Origin of the sequence: Bradyrhizobium semiaridum, from assembly GCF_020329505.1 — a bacterium.
In the GTDB taxonomy this organism is placed as follows: domain Bacteria; phylum Pseudomonadota; class Alphaproteobacteria; order Rhizobiales; family Xanthobacteraceae; genus Bradyrhizobium; species Bradyrhizobium semiaridum.
Genome location: NZ_JAGKJJ010000003.1, coordinates 108,832 through 134,665 on the forward strand (window position 1 = coordinate 108,832; position 25,834 = coordinate 134,665).

Annotated in this window: 24 protein-coding genes and 1 pseudogene; 6 read left to right on the forward strand and 19 right to left on the reverse strand. The window is 63.6% G+C overall.

The features are described from left to right. Positions 1-58: 58 nt before the first annotated feature. Positions 59-1,282 carry a Rieske 2Fe-2S domain-containing protein gene (locus J6500_RS05200; protein ID WP_225711600.1) on the reverse strand — a complete coding sequence of 408 codons (1,224 nt, stop codon included), beginning with the start codon at positions 1,280-1,282 and terminating at the stop codon, positions 59-61. A gap of 102 nt (positions 1,283-1,384) precedes the next feature. On the opposite strand from J6500_RS05200, the gene J6500_RS05205 reads away from it, so the two are divergent. From J6500_RS05205 to J6500_RS05215, 3 genes and pseudogenes are all read left to right on the forward strand, one after another. Further along, positions 1,385-2,260, forward strand: a complete 876-nt coding sequence (locus tag J6500_RS05205; protein ID WP_225711601.1) for an SDR family NAD(P)-dependent oxidoreductase — start codon at positions 1,385-1,387, stop codon at positions 2,258-2,260. Between the two features lie 14 nt (positions 2,261-2,274). Beyond that, positions 2,275-2,786 (forward strand): annotated as a pseudogene (locus J6500_RS05210) (cupin domain-containing protein). Between the two features lie 125 nt (positions 2,787-2,911). After that, a complete protein-coding gene (locus tag J6500_RS05215) occupies positions 2,912-3,373 on the forward strand; it encodes a hypothetical protein (RefSeq protein ID WP_225711602.1) in 462 nt (153 codons plus the stop codon). A 741-nt stretch (positions 3,374-4,114) separates the two neighbouring features. On the opposite strand, the gene J6500_RS05220 is transcribed toward J6500_RS05215, so the two are convergent. The 3 genes from J6500_RS05220 to J6500_RS05230 form a co-directional block, all read right to left on the reverse strand. After that, complete coding sequence (locus J6500_RS05220) at positions 4,115-4,555, reverse strand: SRPBCC family protein (protein WP_225711603.1); 441 nt, start codon at positions 4,553-4,555, stop codon at positions 4,115-4,117. Between the two features lie 78 nt (positions 4,556-4,633). Then, entirely contained in the window at positions 4,634-6,187 is a 1,554-nt protein-coding gene (locus J6500_RS05225; protein ID WP_225711604.1) for a 4-hydroxyphenylacetate 3-hydroxylase family protein, read from the reverse strand. A gap of 66 nt (positions 6,188-6,253) precedes the next feature. Continuing rightward, complete coding sequence (locus J6500_RS05230; RefSeq protein ID WP_225711785.1) at positions 6,254-7,432, reverse strand: ABC transporter substrate-binding protein; 1,179 nt, start codon at positions 7,430-7,432, stop codon at positions 6,254-6,256. A gap of 249 nt (positions 7,433-7,681) precedes the next feature. Here J6500_RS05230 and J6500_RS05235 point away from each other — a divergent pair, with 249 nt between their 5' ends. Beyond that, on the forward strand, positions 7,682-8,722 hold the full coding sequence (locus J6500_RS05235) for a winged helix-turn-helix transcriptional regulator (protein WP_225711605.1): 1,041 nt from the start codon (positions 7,682-7,684) through the stop codon (positions 8,720-8,722). Positions 8,723-8,733: 11 nt separating this feature from the next. Here J6500_RS05235 and J6500_RS05240 read toward each other — a convergent pair whose 3' ends face one another. The 11 genes from J6500_RS05240 to J6500_RS05290 all read right to left on the reverse strand — a co-directional run bounded on the left by J6500_RS05240 (position 8,734) and on the right by J6500_RS05290 (position 20,788). Then, complete coding sequence (locus J6500_RS05240) at positions 8,734-10,278, reverse strand: class I adenylate-forming enzyme family protein (RefSeq protein ID WP_225711606.1); 1,545 nt, start codon at positions 10,276-10,278, stop codon at positions 8,734-8,736. Between the two features lie 11 nt (positions 10,279-10,289). Then, positions 10,290-11,039, reverse strand: a complete 750-nt coding sequence (locus J6500_RS05245) for an SDR family NAD(P)-dependent oxidoreductase (protein ID WP_225711607.1) — start codon at positions 11,037-11,039, stop codon at positions 10,290-10,292. Then, complete coding sequence (locus J6500_RS05250; RefSeq protein ID WP_225711608.1) at positions 11,032-13,428, reverse strand: xanthine dehydrogenase family protein molybdopterin-binding subunit; 2,397 nt, start codon at positions 13,426-13,428, stop codon at positions 11,032-11,034. The genes J6500_RS05245 and J6500_RS05250 overlap by 8 nt, the downstream gene beginning before the upstream one ends. Further along, the gene (locus J6500_RS05255) at positions 13,421-14,182 is read right to left on the reverse strand and encodes an N-acyl homoserine lactonase family protein (protein WP_225711609.1); all 762 of its coding nucleotides are present in this window, start codon (positions 14,180-14,182) and stop codon (positions 13,421-13,423) included. Before J6500_RS05255 ends, J6500_RS05250 begins: the two co-directional genes overlap by 8 nt. Next, complete coding sequence (locus tag J6500_RS05260; protein WP_446479907.1) at positions 14,179-14,655, reverse strand: (2Fe-2S)-binding protein; 477 nt, start codon at positions 14,653-14,655, stop codon at positions 14,179-14,181. The genes J6500_RS05255 and J6500_RS05260 overlap by 4 nt, the downstream gene beginning before the upstream one ends. Positions 14,656-14,665: 10 nt before the next feature. Continuing rightward, on the reverse strand, positions 14,666-15,526 hold the full coding sequence (locus tag J6500_RS05265) for an FAD binding domain-containing protein (RefSeq protein WP_225711611.1): 861 nt from the start codon (positions 15,524-15,526) through the stop codon (positions 14,666-14,668). 32 nt (positions 15,527-15,558) lie between these two features. Beyond that, a complete protein-coding gene (locus tag J6500_RS05270) occupies positions 15,559-16,335 on the reverse strand; it encodes an enoyl-CoA hydratase-related protein (RefSeq protein ID WP_225711612.1) in 777 nt (258 codons plus the stop codon). A 1,109-nt stretch (positions 16,336-17,444) separates the two neighbouring features. Next, entirely contained in the window at positions 17,445-18,218 is a 774-nt protein-coding gene (locus J6500_RS05275; protein ID WP_225711613.1) for an SDR family NAD(P)-dependent oxidoreductase, read from the reverse strand. Between the two features lie 17 nt (positions 18,219-18,235). Next, entirely contained in the window at positions 18,236-19,099 is an 864-nt protein-coding gene (locus J6500_RS05280; RefSeq protein WP_225711614.1) for an NmrA family NAD(P)-binding protein, read from the reverse strand. A 16-nt stretch (positions 19,100-19,115) separates the two neighbouring features. Further along, positions 19,116-20,006 carry an SDR family oxidoreductase gene (locus J6500_RS05285; protein WP_225711615.1) on the reverse strand — a complete coding sequence of 297 codons (891 nt, stop codon included), beginning with the start codon at positions 20,004-20,006 and terminating at the stop codon, positions 19,116-19,118. Positions 20,007-20,047: 41 nt separating this feature from the next. Beyond that, positions 20,048-20,788: an SDR family oxidoreductase gene (locus J6500_RS05290; protein WP_225711616.1), complete on the reverse strand. Its 741-nt coding sequence runs from the start codon at positions 20,786-20,788 to the stop codon at positions 20,048-20,050. Between the two features lie 110 nt (positions 20,789-20,898). Here J6500_RS05290 and J6500_RS05295 point away from each other — a divergent pair, with 110 nt between their 5' ends. Next, complete coding sequence (locus J6500_RS05295; RefSeq protein ID WP_225711617.1) at positions 20,899-21,780, forward strand: LysR family transcriptional regulator; 882 nt, start codon at positions 20,899-20,901, stop codon at positions 21,778-21,780. A gap of 66 nt (positions 21,781-21,846) precedes the next feature. Here the strand turns inward: J6500_RS05295 and J6500_RS05300 are convergent, their stop codons facing one another. Together J6500_RS05300 and J6500_RS32155 are read right to left on the reverse strand one after the other, a co-directional pair. Next, entirely contained in the window at positions 21,847-22,002 is a 156-nt protein-coding gene (locus tag J6500_RS05300; RefSeq protein ID WP_225711618.1) for a hypothetical protein, read from the reverse strand. Further along, on the reverse strand, positions 21,999-22,244 hold the full coding sequence (locus J6500_RS32155) for an SDR family NAD(P)-dependent oxidoreductase (RefSeq protein WP_225711786.1): 246 nt from the start codon (positions 22,242-22,244) through the stop codon (positions 21,999-22,001). The genes J6500_RS05300 and J6500_RS32155 overlap by 4 nt, the downstream gene beginning before the upstream one ends. Between J6500_RS32155 and J6500_RS05310 the strand changes: the two genes are divergently transcribed. Then, a complete protein-coding gene (locus J6500_RS05310) occupies positions 22,240-22,719 on the forward strand; it encodes a transposase (protein WP_225711619.1) in 480 nt (159 codons plus the stop codon). The two genes, J6500_RS32155 and J6500_RS05310, sit on opposite strands and share 5 nt — an antisense overlap. Positions 22,720-22,892: 173 nt before the next feature. Here J6500_RS05310 and J6500_RS05315 read toward each other — a convergent pair whose 3' ends face one another. Next, positions 22,893-24,572: a methyl-accepting chemotaxis protein gene (locus J6500_RS05315; protein ID WP_225711620.1), complete on the reverse strand. Its 1,680-nt coding sequence runs from the start codon at positions 24,570-24,572 to the stop codon at positions 22,893-22,895. A 205-nt stretch (positions 24,573-24,777) separates the two neighbouring features. After that, positions 24,778-25,761 carry a Bug family tripartite tricarboxylate transporter substrate binding protein gene (locus J6500_RS05320; protein ID WP_225711621.1) on the reverse strand — a complete coding sequence of 328 codons (984 nt, stop codon included), beginning with the start codon at positions 25,759-25,761 and terminating at the stop codon, positions 24,778-24,780. Positions 25,762-25,834: the final 73 nt, after the last annotated feature.

Here is a 25,834-nt window from a genome sequence, read left to right on the forward strand (position 1 = left end):
GATCAGAGCTGGAACATCGACGCGGACATGCAGTCCGCGCCCTTTGCTTCCGATTCGGTCAACGGGGAATCTGCCGCCAATCCTCGGAGGCGGAGGCGAGCCGGCCGCCGACGGCGCGGATGTCCTTGTAGGACATGGTCTCGCTCTGGCCGCTCTTCGGCGGCTTTCCCGCCATGAAGCCGCGCACCTCATCGAGCAGCTGGCGACGCACCCTGACGATCGCCTGGTCGGCCGAGCAGAGATATTCCTGCGAACGGTCGACTATCGGGCCCATGCTGACCATGACAACGAAATCCTCGATGACGATCTCGTGGAAGCCGGTGCTGTTGCCAGCATCCATGATCTGCCGGTTCTGGCCCCAATTGGTCGATCGATCACCCGGCAGGCCGCCGGCCATCGGCCACTGGTTGGCACGCTGCACCTTGCGCCAGGAATCCACCGGCTTCTCCGGATTGTAGTAGATGTACCACTGGATCAGGTTCTCGTCGTCGATCGGCACCGCGATGATCGCGGTGCGATCCTGCTGTTGTCCGGAATAGATCGGCGCGATCAGGCCGTAATACGGCATCACGAACTCGGTGACGCGAGCGAGACGCGAGCCGTCGGGCGCGGTGCGCAGCGCCGCCGCACGGAAGCCATAAGGCTTCTTCTCGAATTCGTAGCCCACCTCAGTGTTGACGCGCGTTGCGCCGAAGTCGCTCGATGAGGTCGCGGTCCAGCTCTGGTGCAGCAGCGCGACATGCGAGGAATCGATGGTCGCCTCGACGCCCTGCAGCCAGTTCGCATTGAGCTCGATGCCGGCCGCGTAGACCTGATCCGGGGGCAAATCCATCCACTCGAAGTCAGGCGCGGGTGGCGCCTTGCCCTCCCCGAGCCACACCCAGATCAGCCCGGCGCCTTCCCGCACTGGATAGGATTTCGCCTTGACGGTCTTGGCGAATTCCTTCGGGTTGTTCGGTTCATTTGGAACGTCGAGCACCTCGCCACTGGCGCTGATCTTCCAGCCGTGGAACAGACAGGTCAGCGAGCAGTCATCGACGCGCGCAAGCGCAAGCGAGGCTCCGCGATGTGGACAGGCCTCGTCGAGGAAGCCAACGGTGCCATCCTTGCTCCTGAACGCCACGAAGTTGCGGCCGAACAGCTTGACCCGCACCGGCGCCTCGCCCTTGCGCACGCGCACCGAGAGCACTGCCGGCAGCCAGTAATGCTGGCGCAGCATCCGTCCCATCGGCGCGTTGCCCGTGACGCGGCACAGCAATTCGTTCTCTTCCCTCGTGACCATCGCGAACCTCCCTGGTTGACGCCTCCGGCGTTCTCGGCCTAATATCTTCCTAGGAAGATTATTGTCAAGTTATCTTCCAGGAAAGCCATATCGGGGAATCGCATGACCAAGGGACGGCTTGGGGACTGCATTGCGCTGGTGACGGGAGGGAGCCGCGGGGTCGGCAAGGGCGTGGCCATCGGCCTCGCCGAAGCCGGCGCTACCGTGATCGTCACGGCGCGCACACGGAACAGCGGGGGATCGGAATGGCCGGGTTCGCTCGACGAGACCATCGCCGCGATCGACGCAGCCGGCGGCCGCGGCATCGGCGTCCAGTGCGATCACTCGGACGATGCAGCAGTGCGCGAAGTGTTCGACCTCGTCCGGCGCGACCACGGCCGGCTCGACGTACTCGTCAACAACGTGTTTGCGGCGCCGAACGGGATGCCGGTCAACGTCCCGTTCTGGCAGGTGCCGGCCTCGCTATGGGACACCATGCATCGCGTCGGCCTGCGCTCGCATTTCGTCGCCAGCCAGTTCGCCGTGCCGCTGATGCTGCCGCAGCAGCGCGGCCTGATCATCAATACGTCCTCGGGCGGCGGCGTGCGCTACACGTTCAACGTTCCGTTCGGGGTGCAGAAATCGGGCGTTGACCGGATGGCGCGCGACATGGCGCATGAGCTGAAGCCGTTCGGCATTGCCGCGGTCTCGATCTGGCCCGGCTACATCAAGAGCGAGAAGCTTGCGGCGCAGCCCGACCGCGTGCCGCCGACGCTCGCCAAACTGATTGCCGAGCGCGGCGAGACGCCGGTGTTCGCCGGGCGCGCGGTCGCCGCGCTCGCCGCCGATCCCGGCGTGATGGCCAAAAGCGGCCAGATCCTGCTCGCCTCGGAGTTGGCGGCCGAATACGGCTTCACCGATGTCGACGGCAAGGTCCCGCCGCCGCCGAGCCGCGATCCCGCGCCGCTGTCCGTGTTCAAGCCAAACGTCGCGACCTGAAAGAGGAGAAACCCATGCGGATTGCAATCGCAGCCCTGGCGCCGTTCGCGGAGCGCGACTGGCCCCCGCTGTCGTTGGCTGTCGTCACCGGCTTCGCCTGCGCGCTCGGAATCGCCAAGACCCTTGCGCTGCGATGAGCTCGACAACAGCATTCCCGGGTCCGTTGTACGCCGAGATGCCTTCGTCAGGCGCGTCGCTCAACAAGGTCGCGGTGATTTCCTCGCACGCTCTGCCGAACGTACCGGGCAAGCGCGTCACGGTGGTGCGCGTCAGCTACGGGCCAGGCGGCTTCACGCCGCCGCACCGCCACGGCGGCTCGGTGACCGCCTACATCGTCAAAGGTCAGGTCCGCTCACAGCTGAGCGGTGGCCCGCTGGAGACATTCGAGGTAGGGCAATCGTTCTTCGAACCGCCCGGCGCGACACATCTCGTCTCCGTCAACGCGAGCAACACCGAACCGGCCGAACTGATAGCCGTCTTTGTCGCTGATGAGGGAGCTGAATTGACCACCCTTCTCGAGCCATAGTTCAGCGGACCGGCCGGCTTCTGCTGGCCAAGGAGGGGCGAAGAACACGGTCGCAGTCGCCCTGCGTGTCCTGTCCATGACTTCCCGGAGACTACACATTCTTCGGCGCGCCAGCGGGATTGATCGTGAGCATCGACCGTCGCCTGAAAGTCGGAAGCTGGCTCGACCTCTGGATGGCTCTGACCCCTATTTCGCAATATGGCCTGTTTTGGACAAGAAGCAGCATGCTCTGGATCAGGACAGCCGCACGTCGTTTCCTGACAAAGGCTCGTCGGAGCGTTCGCGCCATCAGTACTGCCCTCGGCGCTGCCGCCAACGATCAAGTGATCGTTGATTTCTGGATTCTCTCTGCGTCGATGCTCATGCGAGCGTCTATGCCCTCATGTACGAGGACGGCCGCGTTCTCGCATTCCGTTCTGATCGGGCATACGGATGTCCGCCGCCGGCATTTTTTTTTGGAGATCACCAGCCTTGTGATGAAGCCCGACCAGGGCTTCATATCGTTAGCGCGATCGCGCCTCGTCGCCGGCAACATGCCGCCACGATCGAGGCATGATCGGTCAGCGAACTATCGGAGAAAATCGTAGTTGGGCGCAGAAATCCTGCAAATGGCGGAGAGAGTGAGAGTCAAACCCACGAATCTCGATTTTGCCATTTCGAACAACTAATACTACTCGAAAATGCTTCCCGGCCTCCTGCCCTTGCAATCAGACCAGCAACATGCGCCACAAGACCGCTTTAGTTGGCCGTGACGGTCTTGCGCCAAAACTTGTCGGTGCTCTTAACCAGGCTTCAGGCACCCGACCCTTCTGTACGATCGAGCGCGCTGTAATAGTCCATCAGTGAAGTCGCAATGGATGTCGGACCTCTGCTGGGATAAGCCAAGCTCGCTACTTCGAATTCTCAGTGCGGCGGAAGCGAAGAACGACTCGACCAAACTACGCTAAACAAGGCGATGGCAGCCGGCCGCCCTACTCCCACTCAATTATCTATGACTTCTGTACCACGTTGAGTCCCAAGCACAATTTCTCAAAAACTGACGGACAAACCCCGGCGCTACATCCGTCCCCACTTTTCGATCTTGAATTCACAGTAAAATTTGCGTGGCTCTGAGAGCTGGCTTATTTCGCCAGCTATCGCAGTCAAGCGATAAAGTGAGCGCGTGTGCTTAAGAGCAACCGTTAACGTCGCGCGCCTCTTTTTCGCCCGATACCGTCAATCGCCATCGGTCTCCCTCGACCGGGGCCCGCCGACACGCCGTATACGCCGACCAATACTAGCCCGCGTGATGCACATTGCGCATTCAAGCTGCCGCTAACCTAGCCTCGCTAAAGCGCGCGCGCGAAATTGGCGAAGAACTCGTCGGCAAGCTTCTTGGCCGTTCCGTTGATCAGGCGCTGGCCGAGCTGCGCCAGCTTGCCGCCGATCTGGGCTTGGACGCTGTAGCTCAGGAGCGTGCCGCCGTCCTTGTCGGCCAGCGCGACCGTGGCACCCCCCTTCGCGAAACCTGCAACGCCGCCTTCGCCTTCGCCCGATATCCTGTAGCCGTTCGGCGGATCGAGATCGCTCAAGGCAACCCTGCCCTTGAAGCGGGCGGAGACCGGCCCGACCTTCATCCTCGCGACGGCGCGAAAGCCGCCGTCTTCGGTCGGCTCCAGCTCCTCGCAACCCGGGATGCAGACTTTCAGAACGGACGGATCATTCAGCTTCGCCCAGACCACTTCGCGCGGCGCTGCAAGCTCGATCTCGCCCATCATCGTCATCGCCATCGAAGTCTCCAAGGTTTGGGCTCCGGCGTCTCCTTCAACGATGACGCCTGGAAGCTGGGATGTAACGGCGGCAGCGGGTCATTCCGCGACGGGCGCGAATACCCGCGCCATGTAGGTCGACAGGTCATCCACGATCTCGGCGCGCGACGCGGAGGCCACGCCGGCCAGCGACTTCGCAAGTTCCTTCTTGAAATCGAGCTGCATGGATCGGGCGATCTGGATGCGCTGCGCCTGCGGGGATCCGGCACCGTGCATGGATTCCGTCAGATAGCCGACGGCATTGCGGCCGAGGGTCATGTTCTCCACCAGGCGCAGGATGCGGATCCTGTCCTCGGTCGCGATCTCCGGCCGTCCCTTGAGGTATTTCTCGACGATCGGACCGATAGTGTCGTGCCGCAGCTCCCGCTCCGACGGCAGCGTCACCATCGATCCACCGGCGAGATCCTGCGCCAGCCGCCCGATCTCATAGGGGATTTTCGTCACGTGATGCTTGCAGACGTTCGCGAGCATCTCGTCCGGCAGGTACGCTCCGGATTTCATCGCGACGCCCTGATGGCTCGCGGCGATGCCGGCGCCGTAGATCGTCTCGTTGAGATGGGTCATCTCGACCAGTTTGTCACGGACATGCGAGGCGCGCTCGACGCCGTTGTAGTCCGCAATCGTCGCCGCGGCGCCGATCAGGACGTCGCCGACGCCGCTCTTGCAGACATAGCTGCGGCGATGATAGCAGGTGAAGCGTTCGACCAGCGTGGCGGCGAATTCGAACTCGCCGTCGAGGAAGATGAGCTCACGCGGAATGAACACGTTGTCGAACACGATCATCGCCTCCTGGCCGGAAAAGCGCGCGTTGCCGGCGTCGATGTCGCCGCCTTCGGCGCTGCGGGTGTCGCAGGATTGACGGCCGTAGATGTAGGTGATGCCCTCGGCGTCAACGGGGATCGCGCCGACGACGGCGTAGTCCCTGTCGGCCGGCTCCAGCCTCATGGTCGGCATCACGATCAGCCAATGCGAATTCAGGCAGCCGGTCTGATGCGCCTTTGCGCCGCTGACGTAGACGCCTTCGGACGTGCGGCGCACGACGTGAAGGAAGAGATCCGGATCGGCCTGCTGCGACGGCGACCTGCCGCGATCGCCCTTCACGTCGGTCATCGCGCCGCCGATGACCAGGTTGGCGCTCTGCACGCGCGCGAGGAACCGCTCGAACCGGGCGTGGTAATCGGTCTCGTACTTCCAGTCCAGATCGTGTGTCACCGAATGCAACGCGTTGAGCGCGTCCATGCCGACGCAGCGCTGGAAGCAGGTGCCGGTCAATTGCCCGAGCCGCCGCTGCATCTTGTTCTGCATGACGAGGTCGCGGACACTGCCGGATATGTGAAGGAAGCGGTTCACGCGCCCGCCCGTGAGCGGCGAGATGGCGGACGCAAGTTCGGGGTCCGCATTGGCGAGATCGTAGGTCTCCGCAACCGCGTTGATCGACGGCCTGATAATGGGGTGCTCGACCGGTTCTGCGACCAATTCGCCCATCAGATAGACCTTGAGCTTCCGGCCCCTCAGACTTTCGATGTACTCAGCGCCGGACCGGATCGGATTCCGCGACGGCGTTGAGCCGGCTGTTAAGACGTCCTGATCCATCTCGATGCCTCCATTGGTGCGGGCCCGCGATGCGACCGCATCCGGGCCCTGTGTCGTCGACCTGCGTCAACCCTTCTTGACCAGCGGGCAGGCGCTGTCCTTGAGCGGACGAAATGCCTGGTCGCCGGGGATCACTTCGCGAAGCTTGTAGAAATCCCAATCGGCCTTCGATTCGGACGGCTTTTTGACCTCGTAGACGTACATGTCGTGCACCATGCGACCGTCCTCGCGGATCCGTCCGCCCTTGGCGAAGAAATCGTTGATCGGAAGCTCGCGCATCTTGCTCATCACCGCCTGGGCCTCGTCGGTGCCGGCGGCTTCGATCGCCTTGAGGTAGTGCATGGTCGACGAATAGTCGCCGGCGTCGCCCATGTGCGGCATCCGCTTCGTGCGTTCGTAGAAGCGTTTGGACCAGGCTCGGGTTTCATCATCACGGTCCCAGTAGAACGCATTGGTGAGAACCAGCCCTTGCGCGGCCGAGAGCCCCAGGCTCTTGACGTCGGTGATCCAGACCAGCAGCCCGGCGAGAGTTTGGCCGCCATCCGGAATGCCAAATTCGTGCGCCGATTTGATCGAGTTCACCAGCACGTTGCCGGAGCCGGCCAGCCCCACGACCTGCGCTTTCGAGGACTGCGCTTGCAGCAGGAACGAGGACTGGTCGAACGCGTCAGGCGGATAGCGGGTCGCCCCGACGACCTCGCCGCCCAACGCCTTAACGACCGCCGAGGTGTCGGCTTCGAGCGCGTGCCCGAACGCGTAGTCTGCCGTCAGAAAGTACCACGACTTCTTGCCTGCCTTGGCCAGCGCGGCGCCGGTCCCGCGCGCGAGCGCATAGGTGTCGTAGGCATAATGAATGCTGTTGGGCGTACATGCATCTCCCGTCAGACGCGACGACCCGGAGCCGTTGATGATGGCGATCCGGCTCTTCTCCTTCGCGAGACCGGACACGGTGAGCGCAATCGAGGAATTGATGAGGTTGGCGATCATGTCGACGCGGTCCACGTCGAACCATTTTCGCGCCAGCGCCGAGGCGGTATCGGGCTTGTTCTGGTGATCGGCGACGACGACCTCGATCGGCTTTCCGAGCACCTTGCCGCCGAAATCCTCGACGGCCATCTTGACCGCCGTCACTGCGCCTTCGCCGGATTCGTGGGAGAATTGTCCCGACATATCCGTGAGCACGCCGATCTTCACAACGTCGTCCGAGATGCGCGCGGCCTGCGCGTCCGCCGCATTGTCGAACATCAGGATTGCCGCTGTCGCGACCAGGACGCTTGCTGTCGCGACCAGGACGCTTCGAATATTCAGCTTCATGTCACTTCTCCCCAGGGTTGCTCCGCTTGCGCGTTCGCGTCTTATCACTAGCATAACTAGACCAATGTTACTTGCGTAACTAGACTTATTTTTTCAACGAGTCAACGGCACCGTTGTGCTAGAGGTGCGCAACCTTCGAAGGCCGCCGTCACGCGGCCGCGTGAAATGGACTGATTTGAAATGCCCGCCGCCGCCAAGATCCAGACGACGAAACCCTCTGCGAAGCCGCGGGCCACAGCGCACGCGGCCCGGAAGGTCGTCGCCCGGACCGAGCGCAACTGTTCCGTCGCGCGCACGCTGGATATCGTTTCGGACGCGTGGGCGTTCCTGATCATCCGCGAGGCATTCTTCGGGACGCAGACGTTCGAAGCGTTCCGCTCGGCGCTGGGTATCCCGCGTGCCACGCTGACCGATCGGCTGAGGAAGCTGACCCAGCTCGCCATCTTCCGTCAGGTCGCGCCCGGATCATCCCTGCGCAAGGAATACCGCCTGACCAAAATGGGGTTTGATCTCTATCCAAGCTTCATCGCGCTCATGCAATTCGGCGACCGCTGGCTGTCCAAGGGCAAGCCTCCTCCGCTGACGCTGATCCATGCGACATGCGGTTGCGACAGCCATCCCGTCGTCACCTGCTCCCATTGCGGCGAGAGCGTCGGCGCGCGCGACGCGAAATATCGCGACGGCCCCGGTGCAGGACGCTGCCCCGCCAAGCCGGGCCGCAACACCAGGCGGGCTTCCGACGGAAGCCAATTCGTCCGCGGCCGCCCGAGCTCGGTGTCGCGTGCGCTCGAGATCATCGGCGACAAATGGAGCTTCATGGTCGTCCGCGAGGGCTTCTTCGGCAATCGCCGCTACGACAAGATCTTGAACGAGCTCGCGATCGCGCCGAACATCCTCACCGACCGGCTCAACCGCCTGGTCGCCAGCGGCGTCTTCCAGCGACGGCAATATCAGCGCTCGCCGGATCGCTACGAATACCTTCTCACCGACATGGGACGCGATCTCTACGGTCCGTTCATCGCGATGCTGAGGTGGGGCGACCGCTGGCTCTCCAAGGGCAAGCCGCCGCTGATCCTGACCCATCTCAAGTGCGGACACGACTTCGAGCCTTCGGTGGACTGCGATCGCTGCCACAAGCCGATCGTCGCCGCCGATATGCGCTACCGACTGGCGTACGATCCCAAATCGTTCGGTGCCTCGGCGCCGCGGTCGGTCGACTGAGCGGTCTCGACCTACGACGCCTGGCTCAGCATTTCGACCAGCTTGAAGCGCATGATCTTCCCCGAGCCGGTCCGCGGAATTTCGCCGACAAGATGGGTCGCCTCGGGAATCTTGTAGGCCGACAGTTGCGCCCGGCAGTGGTCCATCAGCGAAGCGACGTCCAACCCGTTCTCCTTTGCCACGACGAACAGGTACGGCACCTCTCCCAGCGTCGCGTGCTTCAAGCCGACGACGGCGCAATCCCTGACCTGGGGATGCCGAACCACGACCTCCTCGATCTCGGCGGGCGCGATGTTCTGGCCGCCGCGGATGATCAACTCCTTGATCCTTCCCGTGATGGTCAGGTAACCAGCCGGATCAGACTTTGCGAGATCACCGGTGTGATACCAGCCCTTGCGCAGCGCCGACGCCGTCTCCGCCGGCTTGTTGTGGTAGCCCTGCATCAGGTTCGGGCCGCGGACGATTAACTCGCCTTCCTCGCCGATCGGTAGGTCCTCGGCCGACGACGGATCGACGATGCGCACGGCAAGACCCGGCACGGGCAAGCCGCACGAACCCATCGGCCTCGCGCCGTGCAGCCAGTTCATCGTCACCATGGTCGAGGTTTCGGTAATGCCGTACCCGTCGAGCAGCCGGATCGAAAAGCGCTCCTCGAACGCCCTGTTCAGGGTCGCGGGCATGATTGCGCCGGCGGAGATGCAAAGACGGAGTCCACCGAGGCGTTCGACGCCGCTCTCCCGCGCGCGGAGCAGGAGATAATGGAACATCGTCGGCACGCCCGGAAGAACCGAATACGTTCCCGTCCGCAGCAGATCGAGCGCCTGTTGCGGCGAAAACTTCTCCATGATGCGTTCGCTCGCGCCCACGGCGAGCACGCCGAGCACGGACAGATTGAGGCCGTAGGAGTGGAACAGCGGCAACGGCGACAGCACGACGTCCTTCTCGCTCAGTTCCGCGATCGGCGCCCAGCACGAGGCGGCGATCCACAACATGCCGCGCAGCGAGAGCAGCACGCCCTTCGCCCGCCCGGTCGTTCCGGACGTGTAGATGATGAAGGACGAGCGGTCGATGTCGCCGGGATCGGAGGGCGATGCGGGACTGGTGGATGCGAGCGCCTCCAGCGAAAGACCCGCCCTCTCTGGGTCCGGACCCGCGAAGATCGAGATCGGCGCGATCGCCGCATCACGGCAGACCTTGTCGACCAGATCCTTCCGCGTGGCCGTCGTGACGACGTATCCGCAAGCCGCGTCGGTCAGGCGATAGCTGATCTCGCCTTCTGCCGCGTCATAGCTGATGGGAACCACGACCGCGCCGGCGCGCAACGCGGCAAAGCATGCTTCGACCCAATCCACGCCGTTCGGCAGATAGATTGCAATCCTGTCGCCGTCCCGCACACCAGCCCTGGTAAGGTTGGCCGCGATCGAAGCGGTTCGCCGGGCGAGTTCCGCGTAAGTGACCGATCGCGACGAGTCCCAATACGCGACCTTGTCGGGACGCTGAGTCGCGTGGCGTTCGAGCAGCGTCGAGACGGGTGCGATCAGATCGACGTGAAGCATGCCTGCCTCCCCTAGACCATGCTGTATCCGCCGTTGACGCTGATCACCTGCCCGGTGATCCAGCTTCCGGCATCGGAGGCGAGCAGCGTGACCAGCGGAGCGACATCGGACGGCAAGCCAAGCCGCCGGATCGCGTAGGCCTTGACCAGCTTGTCGCGGTTCGCATCGACCCAGGTCTTGTCGTGCGCGGTTTCGATCAGGCCGAGCGAGATCGAGTTGGCGGTCACGCCCGAACGCCCCCATTCGCGCGCCAGCGACTTCATCAGCGCGATCGTTCCCGCGCGCGCGGCGGCCGCGAGCGCCAGCCCGGATTCGCCGACCCTCGAGGAGTCGCCCATGATCGAGATGATCCGTCCGCGGCCCGACGCCTCCAGCAGCGGGCCCGCGCTGTGGGAGCAATTCAGCGCGCCGTAGAGGCAGGTGTCGATCTGCTTTTTCCAGTCCTCGGGCGTGCTCTCGCTGAAGCGCTGGCGGAACACCAGGCCGGCATTGTTGACCAGAACGTCGAGGCCACCGAAGTCGCTCTTGATATCCGCGACCATCTTCCTGACGATATCCGCATCCGCAATGTCGGCCTGATAGGCCTTCGCCCTGCCGCCGGCCTTCTCGATCTCGGAGACCACCGCTTCCGCCTCGGCCTTGGAGCTGTGGTAGTTCACCGCAACGTTTGCACCACGTGCCGCGAGCATCGTGGCGATGGCTGCACCCACGTCTCGTCCACCGCCCGTCACCAGCGCGACGCGTCCTTTCAAGTCACTCATCAGCTTTCCTCTTGATTTGAGCTTGTTCCATCAGTCTGAAGATGCGCTCCGGCGTCATCGGAAGGATCGAGACGCCGATGCCAAGTGGCGACAGCGCGTCGGCAATCGCGTTGGCAATCGCAGCGGGCGCGCCGATCGTTCCCCCCTCGCCCATGCCTCTGAAGCCGCCGGCAACGGCGGATTCGCTCTCGACATGGACGACGTCCATGACCGGCACTTCGGGCGCGGATGGGATCATGTAGTCGACAAGGCTCGCGGTCAGCAGCTGGCCGTCCTCGTCGTAGATCAGTTCCTCGAACAGCGCCGCGCCGATGCCTTGCGCCACTCCGCCATGCACCTGGCCGTCGACGATCATCGGGTTGATGATCCGGCCGCAGTCTTCGGCGACGACGAATTTCAGGATCCGCACGAAGCATGTCGCCGGATCGATCTCGACGGCGGCGATGTGGGTGGCCGCCGCGGTCGTTCCGTTGACCGGATCGTAGGTATAAGTCGCACTCAGCTCCTCGCGCGCCTCGACGGGCAGCGTCTTCATGTCGGAATAGACCGCCTTGGCGATCTGTTTGAAGCTCACCGCGCGATCGGTGCCGAGCACGACCGCCTTGCCCTCGGTGACCTCGATGTCGTCAGCGTTGGCTTCGAGCAGATGCGAGGCGACCCGCTTGATCTTCTCCCGCAGGATTTTCGAAGCGTGCTTCGCCGCGCCTCCGCCGAGCACGGCGCTGCGGCTAGCGTAGGTTCCGGTCGACATCGGGACTTCGTCGCTGTCGCCCTGGATCACGCGCACATCCTCGAACCGGGCGCCGAGATCGTCGGCGACGATCTGGGCCAGCGTGGTCTCAAGCCCCTGGCCGTGGGATGCGACACCGAATGCCGCGGTGATGGCGCCCGTCGAGTCGATCGTGATCTTCGCCGTTTCCGAGCCGGTGTTGATCGGCATGCCCGGCGCCACCGCGATCCGGGACCCGATGCCGGTCAGTTCGGCATAGGATGCAATGCCGATGCCGAACAGTCGCCCCTGCTTGCGCGCTTCGGCCTGCTCCTTGCGCAGCCGGTCGTAACCGGCCGCTTCGGCGGCGGCATCCAGGCACTCGATGAAGCCGGCCTTGTCCCAGATGATGCCGGACGCGATCCGGTACGGAAACTCCTCGGCCCGGACCAGATTGCGCCGCCTGATCTCCAGCGGATCGATCCCGAGCGCCGCCGCGCCGAGATCCATCAGACGCTCGGCGACGAAGGTCGAGATCGGCCGGCCGACACCCCGATAGGGACCGGTCGGCGGCTTGCAGGTCGCGACGCCGCGCACGGCGCCCCTGTAGGACCCGATCTTGTAGGGCCCCGGCAGAAAGCTCACGACCTGCACGGGTTCCAGGCCACAGGTCCAGGGATAGATCGAGTAGGCGCCGACGTCCCCGATCACGTCAGCCTGCAGCGATGTCGCGATGCCGTTGGCGTCGAACCCCATCTCCGCATCGACGATCTCGGCGAAGGCCTGGCTGCTGCTGCTCACGTCCTCGAGCCGGTCCGCCGTCCACTTGACCGACCGTCGCAGTTTTCGGGCGGCGATGCAGATCAGAAGCTCTTCCGGATAAAGCGAGCCCTTCGAACCAAAACTCCCGCCCACGTCAGGCGCGACCACCCGCATGCAGTGTCCCGAGAGACCCAGCGATTCCGAGACGGCGTCGCGAACGATGCCGGGAATGTTCGACGAAGTGTAGAGCGTGATGGCATCACGGCGCTTGTCGTACTCCGCTGCGTAGCTGCGCGGCTCCATCGCCAGCGGCGCCTTGCGCGTCATTTCAAAGCGGCCGGCCACCCTGACCGTCGCGGCCGCGAGATCGGCTGTGACGTCGCCCTTCCGGAATTCGCGCGCGATCAGGACATTGGTGCCGGCCGCTTCGTGCAGGAGCGGAGCGTTATCGGCGAGCGCCAGTTCGGCGCGGGCGAGCGCGCCGAGCGGTTCATAGTCGACGTCGATCAAGTCGAGCGCGTCCTCGGCAAGGTAGCGCGAGGTGGCGATGACAGCGACCACGGCCTCGCCGACGTAGCGGACCTTCCCGGAGGCCAGCGGCAGGATCGGCGTCGCGTAGTAGTTCGGCATCCGGGAGAATGGAACGACCGGCTTGAAGTCGTCGGCGATGTCCTCCGCGGTGAATACGGCGACCACGCCCGGCGCCTGCCGCGCGGCGGCGGCGTCGATCCGCACGATCCGCGCGTGAGGCTGACCGCTGCGCAGGAACGCGAGGTGCAACGGCCGGTCCGGTTTCCGGTCGGCCGTATACTCTCCGTTGCCGGTCAGAAGACGCGGGTCCTCGGTGCGCTTGATCGGCGCACCGACGTTCCGCGGCCTCACGACATCGGAGGGACTTGCGCGCCGGTCGCTACTCATAGCCCTCGGATCCCTTGCGCAGGCCTTGCCATTGCGCGTCGTCGTGGCCGCAGACTACGGTGGCGCCGCTGTTCTCGATCCGGCGAACCTCCGCATAGGTCTTCAACTGAAGGTCGACGTTCCAGGTGTTGCGCGGCGGCGCGTCGGTGTCGAGATGCAGCCGCAGGCTGACCGAGTCGGACGCCAGCAGAAACTGGCCGTCGCGATCGAGGCTGACGAGCGCGCCGACGATCCCCGGCGTGTGGCCCGGCAGTGGCACCAGCACGACGCTGGAATCGCCGAACAGATCCTTCTCTCCATGCACCGCCTTGATCGGTTGCCCGTAGTCCCAATCGTTCCTGAGATAGCCGGCCGCTTCCGCGTTCGGCGCCTTCGCGGCTTCGATCTCCTTCGCATGCGCCAGGATCGTCGCCTTCCTGAAGAACTGGTTGCAGCCGCAATGATCGGGATGGAAGTGCGAGTTGACGACGATGTCGATGTCATCAGGCCCGAGCCCGGTGCATGCCAGGCTCGGCAGCAAGGTCTCCTCCGCGCTCATCAGCGGCTTCATGACCTTGGCGAGCGGTCCCCAACGCTCCTCAGCATGGTCGACCGCCGCGGGATGACAGCCGGTGTCGAACAGCACATTGCCCTGCTTGTGCCGGATCAGGGCGCTGCTGACGGGAAGGTCGATGGTTTCGCTGCGATCGGCGCCGGGCACGTAGATGCTCTTCTTCATGCGGACGCGGCCGGCGGCGAGGAAATTGAGCTTCATGACGCTTTCTCCGTGCGCTTGGCCGCGGCGCTTCTGATCGCCGCGACGATGTTCTGATATCCGGTGCAGCGGCAGAGATTCCCGGAGAGCCCCTCGCGGATGTCGTCATCGGTCGCGAGGGGATATTTCCGGAGCAGATCTTCGCCGGTCATCAGCATGCCGGGCGTGCAGAAGCCGCACTGCAGCCCGTGATGCTCGCGGAATTCGGCCTGCAGCACATTGAGCTCATCGGGTGATCCGAGTCCTTCGACCGTGACGATCTCGGCGCCATTGGCCTGGACCGCCAGCATCAGGCAGGCGCGCACGCTGTCGCCGTTGACCAGCACCGTACAGGCGCCGCACACGCCATGCTCGCATCCGACATGGGTCCCGGTCAGTCCGAGCCGGTCGCGCAGGAAGTCGGAAAGCAGCATGCGCGGTTCGACATCAGAGACGTCGTATGTCTCGCCATTCACGGTCACAGATACGTGCATCGTCATCGGATCAGCCCTTCATGGCCAACGCGGTCCGCAACGCGCGCCTGGCGAGTTGCGCGAGCAGATGCTTGCGGTAGTCGGCCGACGCATGCAGATCGTCGTTCGGGGCGACCAGCGAGACGACAATCTCCGCGAAACGATCCGGCGTCGTGTCGTCGAGCGCCATCGCAACGAGCTCGTCCTCAGCCTCCCTCAGCCGCCGCGGCGTGTCGGCCACACCCATCACCGCGACGCGCGCGGCCTCCAAGCTGGCCGGTCCGCGGCGGACCGAGACGGCGATGCTCGCGAGCGCGAAGTCGCCGAAGCGCCGCGCGACTTCCTCGAACGCCCAGCCATCCTGCTTCAGGACCGGGAACTCGACCTCGACCACAATCTCCTCGGGCTCCAGACAATTCGTCAGGGCGTCGACGAAGAAGTTTCCTGCCGCTATCGTCCTGCGGCCCGAGGGCCCCTGCACCGAGATTTCAGCCTCGTAGAAGGTCGCGAGCATCGGCAGCTCGGCGGCGGGATCGGCATGCGACAGACTGCCGCCGATGGTGCCGCGATTGCGGATCGCCAGGTGCGCGACGTGGCGCATCGCCGCCGACATCACCGGCAGTTTGGACGCGATCAGCGGCGAATGCTCCAGCTCACGATGGCGGGCCAGCGCGCCGATAGCGATACGGTCACCGCGGTCTTCAATGTACGACAATCCCTCGATGCCGTTGAGATCGACGAGCACGGCGGGACGAGCCATCCGGAAGTTCAGCAGCGGCAGCAGGCTCTGACCGCCGGCCAGCACCTTGCCCTCGCCGTTCGACGCAACCAGCGCCGCGATCGCGGCGTCGATCGTCGATGGTGAAACGTATTCGAACTGCGCAGGCTTCATCGGATGCCCTCCAGGGCTGCTCGTTTCCGGACCTACGCGCCGCGGAACTGCGGCGGCCGCTTCTCCGCGAACGCGCGGCGGCCTTCCCTGAAGTCTTCGCTCTCGGAGGCTTCGTCGATCAGCCGCTGTACCGCGGCCCGATCGAGCCCGCCGACGCCCATCGAAAGACCGTTCAGCATGTGCTTCGCGCCGGCGATCGACAGCGGTGCGTTGACGGAAAGCCGCCGCAGGAATTGCTCGGCCGCGAGACCGGGATTCTCGTGCAATTCGTCGAGCAGCCCCATCGAGATGGCTTGCTCGGCGGAATAGCGGTCCGCCGAGTAGAGGATACGCTTCGCATTCGAAACGCCCGTGAGGGCGAGCAGCCGTTGCACGCTGTGCAGGCCGTAGACGATCGACAGCCTGGCTGCGGGTATCCCGACCGTCGCGGTGCGGTCGCCGAAACGAAAGTCGCACGCCAAAGCAAGGTGGCAGCCTCCGCCAAGGCAGTAGCCGGAGATCGCGGCCACGACTGGCTTGCCGAGCGCGGCGATCGCGCTCGAGCAGGCATCGACCTCTACTTCATAGGCGGCGCTTTGGTGCCTGTCGTCGCGGATGCTCTCGAATTCGGAAATGTCGGCGCCGACGGAAAAGTCCTTTCCCGCACCCTTCAGGACGACGCCGCGGACCTCCTCTTCGCCGGCCAGGCCCGAGAAGATCGCGGCCATTTCGCTCCACATCGCGAGCGTCACGGCATTCTTAAGCGAGGGCCGGTTCAGAACGACGTGGGCGATGCCGTCGCGCTGCTCGATGTAAATTTCCTCCGACACGTAACCTCTTTGGCATTGGCCGATGAAACTAGGGTTCTCTCGTAGTCGACCATTCAAATTGTTACTTGCATAAATAGACTATTTCGATTGCCCGCGTCAAGTTGCAATGATTACTCGGCATCGCTTCCAATTAAGGAGATGACCGACCGGCCGGATTTGCCGGAACCGGCGAATGCAGATATCAGTGATCGCCACGGCTCGGCAGAGGCCCGATTTATCCGCTCGACACATTCGAAGCGATTTTCCGCCGCTCTCCGACGCACGCCATCCGTGTCGTTAGGGTCATCGATCGCTGGGTTAGATGTCGCCTTCTGGCCGACAGCTTAGCGCCTGACTGAAGATCGGAATGTCGCGTAATGCCAGGCTGCCGCGATGGCTGCCTGCAGACCAGAATCATCAGATAAAGGCCGATCGCAGCCATTCATGGTCGTGGGCAGCTCAACACGGATGTACGGCGGCTTTGGGAGAATGATCGTGTCGCTGAATGGCGACGGTGGGCGCAAGGCAGGCCCGTCTTTGCACACGCTATTCTACGCTAGGGCACTCCCGCCCTCGAAAGCGACTTTACATCATCCTGAAACTGGGCGCAGATCGAACCAGCGAAGCAGAGACGGAGAACGCGAGCTGATCGGAGTGAGGTTCGGACCGCAACGATATTGCGCGATGACGGACGGAATTCCGCGCAAACTACGCTATTGCCGCCGTTGTATCGGTCACTCCCACTCGATTATTCGGGGCCAAGCCAACCATCTTATTTTCCGTATGAAACTATTTTTCAGCGCAATTAGTACCGTCTTCGAGCCCGTCAGAAAACGACGCTACCGATTTTGCTCAGGAATTTTGGATGTTTCGACCGAACCACTAATCGCCGTCTATTGCCAAGTATCGACATTAGAACTGTGTTTTCGCTGTCGATGAATGATGCACGAGAGCCGGATAAAGTACCGTCAGCGTCCATCTTAGTCGGCTCTACGACGGAGGAGAGAAATCTCCATCGAACGTGACGCCGCATCCAAGCTTCCCTTTAAAAAGCTTGATAATTGGCTCGCCGAAGCAACCCACCGCAACCCGTGGGGCTGTCCCAAGGCGATCGCAGCGAAACCCGTGCGTCAGGCCGGGAAATCGACACCTGACAACTCTCCGCATCTCCGCAGAAGGCGATCTTGAAGAGCGACGTCGAAGGCCTCGGGGTTCGCGGCGCGGTGGCGCTGATGATAGAAATATGCACCGGTGGCGCGCGCAGCAGCATCGTCGCTGACCGCGAGCCACGCTTGCGTCCGATGCGCCTTGTCCATGTCGTCCGGCGCGCCCGGCCCACCCATTCGGGTCGGCACCCAGCCCGGTTCGAGCGCATTCGACACCACGTCCGGCCACCGGCGAGCGACCGCGAAGGCGAGTAGGACGTCGAGCAACTTGCTCTCCGCATAGGCCGTGGACCCATCCCAACGACGCTGCGTCCAAAGCATATCGTCCAAATCGGCGCTGGCATGGTGGTGCATGCCGGAACTCAGATAGACGAGACGGGATGGACGCTCCATCAGCGCAGTCAGGAGATAGGGCGCCATCACGTTGATCGCGAAGACGTGCGGCAGGCCGTCCTCCGTCTCGATCCGTCGCGGCTCCCGGTAGCCGATCCCGACATTGTGGATCACGGCGTCGAACCGGCCGAGCCCGTTGGCGCTCTCAGCGAGCGCGCGCGTGCCCGCGATCGTCGCGACGTCGCCCTCGATGATCGCTTCCGCTTGGGAAAGCCCATTTCGAGCGACATCGGCGCGCCGCGCATTGCGCGCGTGAAGGACCACCTGATGGCCTTGCTCCACAAGGAGCTGGCCAGCCATCAGGCCGAGGCCCTCAGAAGATCCGGTGATGAAGACTCTCGCCATCTTATTTGTCCTTTCCGTCAGCGGCGCTCGACGAGCGTGCGGACCACATCGTCGAGTGAGGTCGTCCCGGTGCGCAGCTCTGCGGAGCCGCCCTCGAACACGATCCAGTCGTTGTTGAACCGGTCGAGCATCGCCATCCGGCCTTCGGGATGCTTCATCCCTTCGCTCCGGAATCGCGCTTCCCAGGTGTCGCGCGCGACGGTATCGACGGCGACGTCCGTGCCGAGGGCTCGGCTGAAGGCGTCCGCAATATCCTGCGCGCTGACCTTGCCGGGACCGCGCAGCTCGACAGTCCGAGCGCCCTGCCATGTCTGGCCCAGCAGGTCCGCCGCCGCGGCGCCGATGTCGCGCACCGCAACCATGTCGATGCCGTGATCCAAGGGCTGAAGGAAGCTATGGATGCGCCCCTTACGAGCGTCCGGCACGTCCCAAGCCGCATTTTCGAGAAACCAGGCCGGTCGCAGGAAGGCCACCGGAACCGGGACGCCGCGCAAGGCCTGTTCGACGATCCCGCCATTGTTGAGCAGGTTGAAACGCTCGACCTGCGCGCCGACGGTCGACAGAAAGTCCGCTCGACCCGGCCGGCTTCTCTCCATCGCCTCCGCAAAGGCCGCAGCGACCCGGCTTGTTTCCGGAAAGCCCAGCTCGGGATCGTAGTTCGGCGGATTCATCAGGAACACGCCCTTGGCGCCCTCCAGGGCGGCTCCGAGCGCGCCGGCGTCCGACGCGTCGGGCACGATCGCGATATTGCACCCGCGTTCCGCCCAGGCTGCTCCGCGCTGAGCGTCACGAACGACCGCTCGAACCGGCTGGCCGGTGGCGAGCAATTGCTCTGCCACCGTACCGCCGACTTGGCCCGTAATTCCAGTCACTACAAACATCGTCTTGTCTCCCGTCTCAGGCTGCGGGGTGCAGCAGATCGGACAGACCGACCCGATGCAACATCTCGGCGCGGATACGGTCGATGACCGCGAAGCTCACATCGGCCCCATCCTGGGTCGGGTCATAGGTGACCCGGAACGGGCGCTTGCCGAACGGCGTATCGACGATCTCGACGATCGCATCGGCCACGCCTTGCACGTCGGCGTCGTCGGGCACGATGTTGGCGAAGGCCGTCTGCACCCGCTCGCCGAACCCCTTGTAGGGGCCGTCATTCTCGTACTCGGCGAGACGGTCCTTGTCGGCGGGGCTGCCGGCGTTGGCGAAATGGTTGGTGCCTTTGGTGAAGGCGCCCGGCACGATGATCGAAGTCTCGATGCCGAAGCGGGCCAGCTCGCGGGCATACTGGACGGCGAGCGTGTCCATGGCCGCCTTCGCCGCGAAATAGGGCGAGAGGTAAGGCGGCGCGCCGCCGGCGACGCTCGAGCTCGGCACCCAAACCAGGAGGCCGCTCTTGGCCTTGCGCATGTGCGGCAGGACCGCGCGGTTGACGCGCTGGGTGCCGAGCACATTGACGTCGTATTGCTGGGCGAACTGATCGGGCGTGAAGCTCTCGGCGGGCCCGTACATCATGTGGCCGGCATTGTGGACGAGCACGTCGATCCGGCCGCTTTCGGCGATGATCTTCGTGACGGCGGCGTTGGCCGAGTCCTCCGACTGCACGTCGAGCTCGATCGGGCGAATGTCCTTGTCCGGCATGGCGGCCATGTCGGCGGCATTCTTGGCGTTCTTGCCGGCGACATCGCGCATCGAGGCGTAGACGGTATGCCCGGCCCTGGCGAGCGAGTCGGCGGTCAGCCGCCCAAAGCCGCTGGACGCGCCGGTGATGAGAACGATCTTCTTGGTCATGACGAATTCCTTTTCCTGTCGGGGTTGAGTTGAGCGCGGGATCAGATGATTCCGCCGTTCGCGCGCAGCACCTGGCCATTGATCCAGCCGCCGTCCGGGCCGGCGAGGAACGCGACCGCCGAAGCGATGTCTTCCGGCTGCCCCAGCCGCTCCAGCGGTGCGAGTTTGGTGAGCTGATCGATGACGGCCTGCGGCTTGCCATCGAGGAACAGCGCCGTGGCCGTCGGCCCCGGGGCGATGGCGTTGACCGTGATGTTGCGGCCGCGCAACTCCTTCGAGAGCACATGCGTCATGGCCTCGACGCCCGCCTTCGTCGCGGCATAGGCCGCATAGGTCGGCTGGTAGAGGCCCACGACGCTGGACGACAGGTTGACGATCCGGCCGCCCTCACGAAGGCGCTTTGCGGCCTCGCGCAGGGTGTTGAAGGTCCCCTTCAGATTGATCGCGACCTGCCGATCGAAGAGCGCGTCGTCACTGTCGGCGACCGTCGCCAGCTTCATGATGCCGGCGTTGTTCACCAGCACGTCGATGCCGCCGAAAACCGCTTGGGCGGCGTCGAACATGCGGGCCACCGCAGTCGGATCGCTGACATCGGCTTGCGCCGAAATTGCATGTCCGCCCTCAGCCTCGATAGCCTCGACCAGGGCGTCGGCCTCGCCGGCGCTGCCGGAATAGTTGATCACGACGGTGAAGCCGTCCTCGGCGAGGCGCGTCGCGATCGCTGCACCTATCCCGCGCGAAGCGCCGGTGACGATCGCGACTTTGGCGTTGTCCTTGTTCATTTCGGTTCTCCGTTTGGGCGCTCGTCGATGAGCGATGAGTGCTATTTGCCACTTGGGGAGAACGAGATAATCTGCCTCAAAACAGCAACACTGTTCCAACCGGACAAACAATGGATCGCTTGGACGCAATGCGCTTGTTCACACGGGTGGTTGAACGCCGCAGCTTCACGGATGCGGCGCACGACCTCAGCGTTCCGCGGTCGACCGCCACCCAGGTGATCCGTCAGCTCGAGGAGCGGCTGGGTGTTCGGCTCCTGCAGCGCACGACCAGGACCGTGCGACCGACGCTGGACGGCGAAGCCTATTACCGGCGTTGCCTCGCCATCCTCGACGACATCGAGGACGCCGAGGGCGCGTTCAGCGGCGCGGTTCCCAAGGGCATGCTTCGTGTCGAGGTGCAGGGCACTCTTGCCCGCCACTTCGTCATGCCCGGCATCCCGGACTTCATGGCCCGCTATCCCGGCATCGAGATTGCGATGAGTGAAAGCGACCGCTGGGTAGATGTCGTGCGCGAGGGCGTCGATTGCGTCCTGCGATACGGCGCGTTGCCCGACAGCGACCTGGTCACACGAACGATCGCGCAACTGCCGCGCATCACTTGCGCTTCGCCGGCCTATCTGGACCGTTTCGGGCGGCCTGGCTCACTCGATGAACTGGCGGGCCACCAGATGGTCGGCCTGCGATCCATCACCACCGGCATGCTTGCCCCGTTCGAGTTCGAGCGCCGGGACGGTACGACCGCAATCGAACTTCCCGCCCCCCTGACCGTCACCGGCACGGAGAGCTTCCTCGACGGCGTCCTGCTAGGGCTCGGCTTGGCCCAGATGCCCCTCTTCCACGTTGAGCCATACCTTACAACGGGGCGGCTTGAGCGCGTGCTGCACGACTACCCCCTCTCCAGCGGGCAGGTCTCTGTCCTCTACCCCCGCAGTCGGCAGCTCTCCCCGCGCGTCCGCCTGTTCATCGATTGGGTTGTCGGTCGGTTCGTCTAACTTGCTATTCGCTGACTCTCAGACAGACCTGCGGCGCCCGTGTGGGGCGCCGCACGCTCGCGGTGCTCAGCTGCGGTCTGTGGAGACGGCGACGTGTTTTTGAGCCTCCAGTTCGGCGAGGCGAGCGATCATTGCCTTGTGAAGCGCGGCATAAGCGTCGCTGCCCGTGGCGTGGCGCAGCGGCGCAGGATTTTGATCGACGGTCGCGATGATCGCGTTCACCGTCTTGTCCGCGTTTCCGGGGGACTCATAGGTGCCACCGCCGAAAAAGGCTCGCACCTGAGCCACCGGTCCCGCGGCATAGACCTCCAGCTGCCCGGCTGGACGATGGTGACGCCGATGTTGAACGGCGCCAGCTCGTAGCGCAGCGACTCCATGAAGCCTTCGATGCCCCACTTCGACGTGTGGTAGAGCGACGCGCCGGGGAAAGTCGCCTGACCACCCATCGTCGAGATTTGGATGATACGTCCGCCGCCCTGCTTCCGAAGATGGGGGACAGCGGCGCGCGCGCCCCGCGATCGGCGCTACGACTGGGCCTATCTCTTCGGCGCCGCCTGTCCTCAGCGCCGCGTCGCTGCCGGCCTAGTCATGCCGACCGCCAATGCCGAGACCATGTCGCTGCATCTGGACGCGATCAGCCGCAAGGTCGCCTCCGGCGCACATGCCATCCTCGTCTTCGACGGCGCCGGCTATCACGGTGCCGCTGCCCTCTCCGTTCCAGACAACATCACCCTGCTACGCTTGCCGCCCTATGCGCCCGAGCTCAACCCGATCGAAAACGTCTGGGCCTACCTGCGTGCCAACAAACTCGCCATCACCGTGTTCGATGACTGTGACGACATCGTCAACAAAGCCTGCGACGCTCGGAACTTCTTTGCAACAGATCCACCGCGGATCGCTGCCATCACCACACGCCATTGGGCAACGGTCAGCCCTTAAGGCCGTTGGTATTACTCGCCTCACTCTTGCACCAAATGTCATGCCTCCACAGCGCGAAAGCCGACCGCTCGTTCGACTTGAGGGAGGCATCGTTGCGAAGGAGCAAAAGGGGTCCGGCAGAAGCGAAGACTTTTCAAGCGGCGAATGCGTTGGCTATTTCATTCTGCGAGCGGCTATGCCGCTCGGACGGAGTTCAGGAATTTGCTTACCTCGAGCTTCAGGCGGCTGCTTTCGGCCGATAGCGACTGGGCAGCGGACAGAACCTGCGCGGATGCAGATTGCGTCTGGATGGTTCCGCGCTGCACGTCGGAAATATTCACCGACACTTGCATCGTTCCCTGAGCCGCCTGCTGCACGTTGCGCGAGATCTCCTGGGTCGCAGCGCCCTGCTCCTCCACGGCCGACGCGATGGTTGAGGAGATCTCCGACATCCGTCCGATGGTGCCGCTGATCTCGCGGATCGCGCCGACCGACTCCTGGGTGGCCGCCTGGATCCCCGAGATCTGCAGGCTGATCTCGCCCGTCGCTTTCGCCGTCTGCTCTGCCAGTGTCTTCACTTCGGAGGCCACGACCGCGAAACCGCGGCCCGCTTCGCCCGCTCGCGCTGCCTCGATGGTCGCGTTCAGAGCTAGCAGGTTGGTCTGTCCGGCAATGGTATTGATGAGATGAACGACGTCTCCGATACGCGTCGCGGCCTGGGCCAATCCTTCGATGCGGTCATTCGTTCTACTCGCCTGCTCCACCGCCTGGCCAGCGATGCTGGCGGACTCGTGCACCTGGCGGCTGATTTCGTCCACGGAAGACGACATCTCCTCAGCCGCCGATGCCACTGACTGAACATTGGTAGCGGCTTCGTTCGAAGCCGCGGCGACCAGTGACGTGAGTTCCTGCGAACGCTCGGCTGATCCGGTCAGCGTGCCGGCGGATGCTTCGAGCTCGACGGATGCGCTGGACACGGCCTCCACGATCTGGCCGATCAGAGCTTCGAAATCGCGGGTGATTGCATTGATGCGCTCTCCGCGCACAATCTTGTCTTTGGCGTCGACAGCCGCGGCTTCGTCCGCCGCCTTCTTGGCAACCAACGCTTCCTTGAAGACCTGCAGGTTTCTCGCCATGTTGCCGATTTCGGTGTTCTCTTCCTGATGGGGGATCGCGGCGGTCAGATCTCCATTGCCCAACGCCTGCATCGGAGCTTCGATCGACTTGATCCCGGTCGAGACGTCGCGCACAAGGACGATTGCGGCACACACGCCGAGGATCATCGTCAGCACAAGGGAGGCCAGCACGATCTTCATCGCGGTCGCGTAGCTCACCGCCGCATTTGCGGCGGCGGCGTCGGCACCCTTGTTGTTCAAATCAATGTCCTTCTGAAGGATCTCGTCGGATTTCACCCCGACCAGCGATGCCTTGGCATGCAGCGATCGTGCCTCCGCATCCTCATTCTTGCGAGAAAGCACCAGCACTTGCTTGACGCCTTCGAGATACTCTTCCCACGCAGCTTTCGATTCATTGTAGATGGCGCGTTCCTCGGGCGAGGTGATCATCCGTTCGTAGCGTTTCTGAGCTTCTCCGAGGATGGCGATCCACTTTGCCAGCAGTACCTCCTGCGCCTGCTTGCCGGATTCGTTGGTCGACAGGAGATGCGTACGGACGATTGCGCGATAGGTGATGGTGGCTGCGCGGATCTCGCCGAGTGCGCGAATGCTCGGCAGCCAACTATTCGCGATTTCAACGGTCGAGTCATTGATGTCGCTCATCTGCTTTAGCGCCAACCCGCCTATCGCCGACATCGCTGCCAGCAGAAACAGAACGACGACAGTGATCTTGGTGCGGATCGAGTAACGGGCGAGCATCTGGTAAGGTCCTCTTGGGAGAGTCTGTCGCCGGAATGGATGGAGCGACATACCGAAAGGATCCTACCGGCATTTGGTTAAGTTCCGCTCAAGGCGCCCTTATTCCCCTGCAATTCTGGGCAGGTTTTCGTGGTGATACATTTATACATTGTATCACGCCTCTGACCGAAATCGGACGAGCAGGATAGCGGGTGACAAGTTCATGTCACTCGATGCTGATGCCGGTCGCCTTGATCGGCGCTTCCCATTTCTTGGTTTCGCTCTGTACGAACTTTGCGAGGTACTCCGGGGTAACCTCTTCATCCCTGGCCATGACCAGTCCGGCAGCTTCCAGCTTCTCCCGCACGGCCGGCGTCTTCATGGCTTCGACGGTTGCCTGATTGAGCTTATGTACGATGGCGTCCGCTGTGCCTTTCGGCAGGAAGAACGCATTCCATGTGTAGGCGTCGACATCGAAGCCCTGCTCGATCGCGGTGGGTATGTTCGGCAGGGCCGGAGACCGCTGCTTGGACAGAATGGCGATCGGTCTCACCGTACCTGCATCGATCTGCGCCTTGGCCGTGGTGATGATGTCGCACAGATAATCGACGCGACCGCTTATCAGGTCCTGCATGGCGGGATTCGCGCCCTTGTAGGGCACGTGAACGACGTCGAGGCCGGTGATCATGTTGCTCAGCGCACAGCCCAGATGAATCGCCGAGCCTGTGCCGGCGGAGCCATACTGCATCTTGTCCTTGTTGGCCTTGGCGTACGCAACGAATTCCTTCATGTCCTTGACCGGAAGATCCTTGCGCGCGACCAGGACCAACGGCGCTTCCATCACCAGCGCAACCGGCTCGAAGTCCGTGAGCGCGTTGTATGCCGGTTTCTTGTAGAGCGTCTGGTTCTGAGCCTGGGTACCGACCGTGCCTTGCAGGAAGGTGTAGCCGTCGGGATCGGCCTTGGCGACACGGCCGGCCCCATTCATGCCGCCGGCACCACCCACGTTTTCGACAATGACGGGCTGGCCCAGGATTTCTCCCATGCGCTGCGCCATCAAACGGGCAACCACGTCATTGGGGCCTCCCGGCGCGAACGGATTGATCATGGTGAGCGGCCGGTTCGGCCACTCAGCGGCTTCAGCCGCCTGAGCCACGGTGCTGATGCCAAGACAGATAGCTGCAAACAGAGCGAACCGACGACGCGACATATTCCTCCCCGCCGATCTTTTCTTCGATAGGACATAAGAGAGCCGACTTCCGTCAAACCCGGCCCAAATCGAC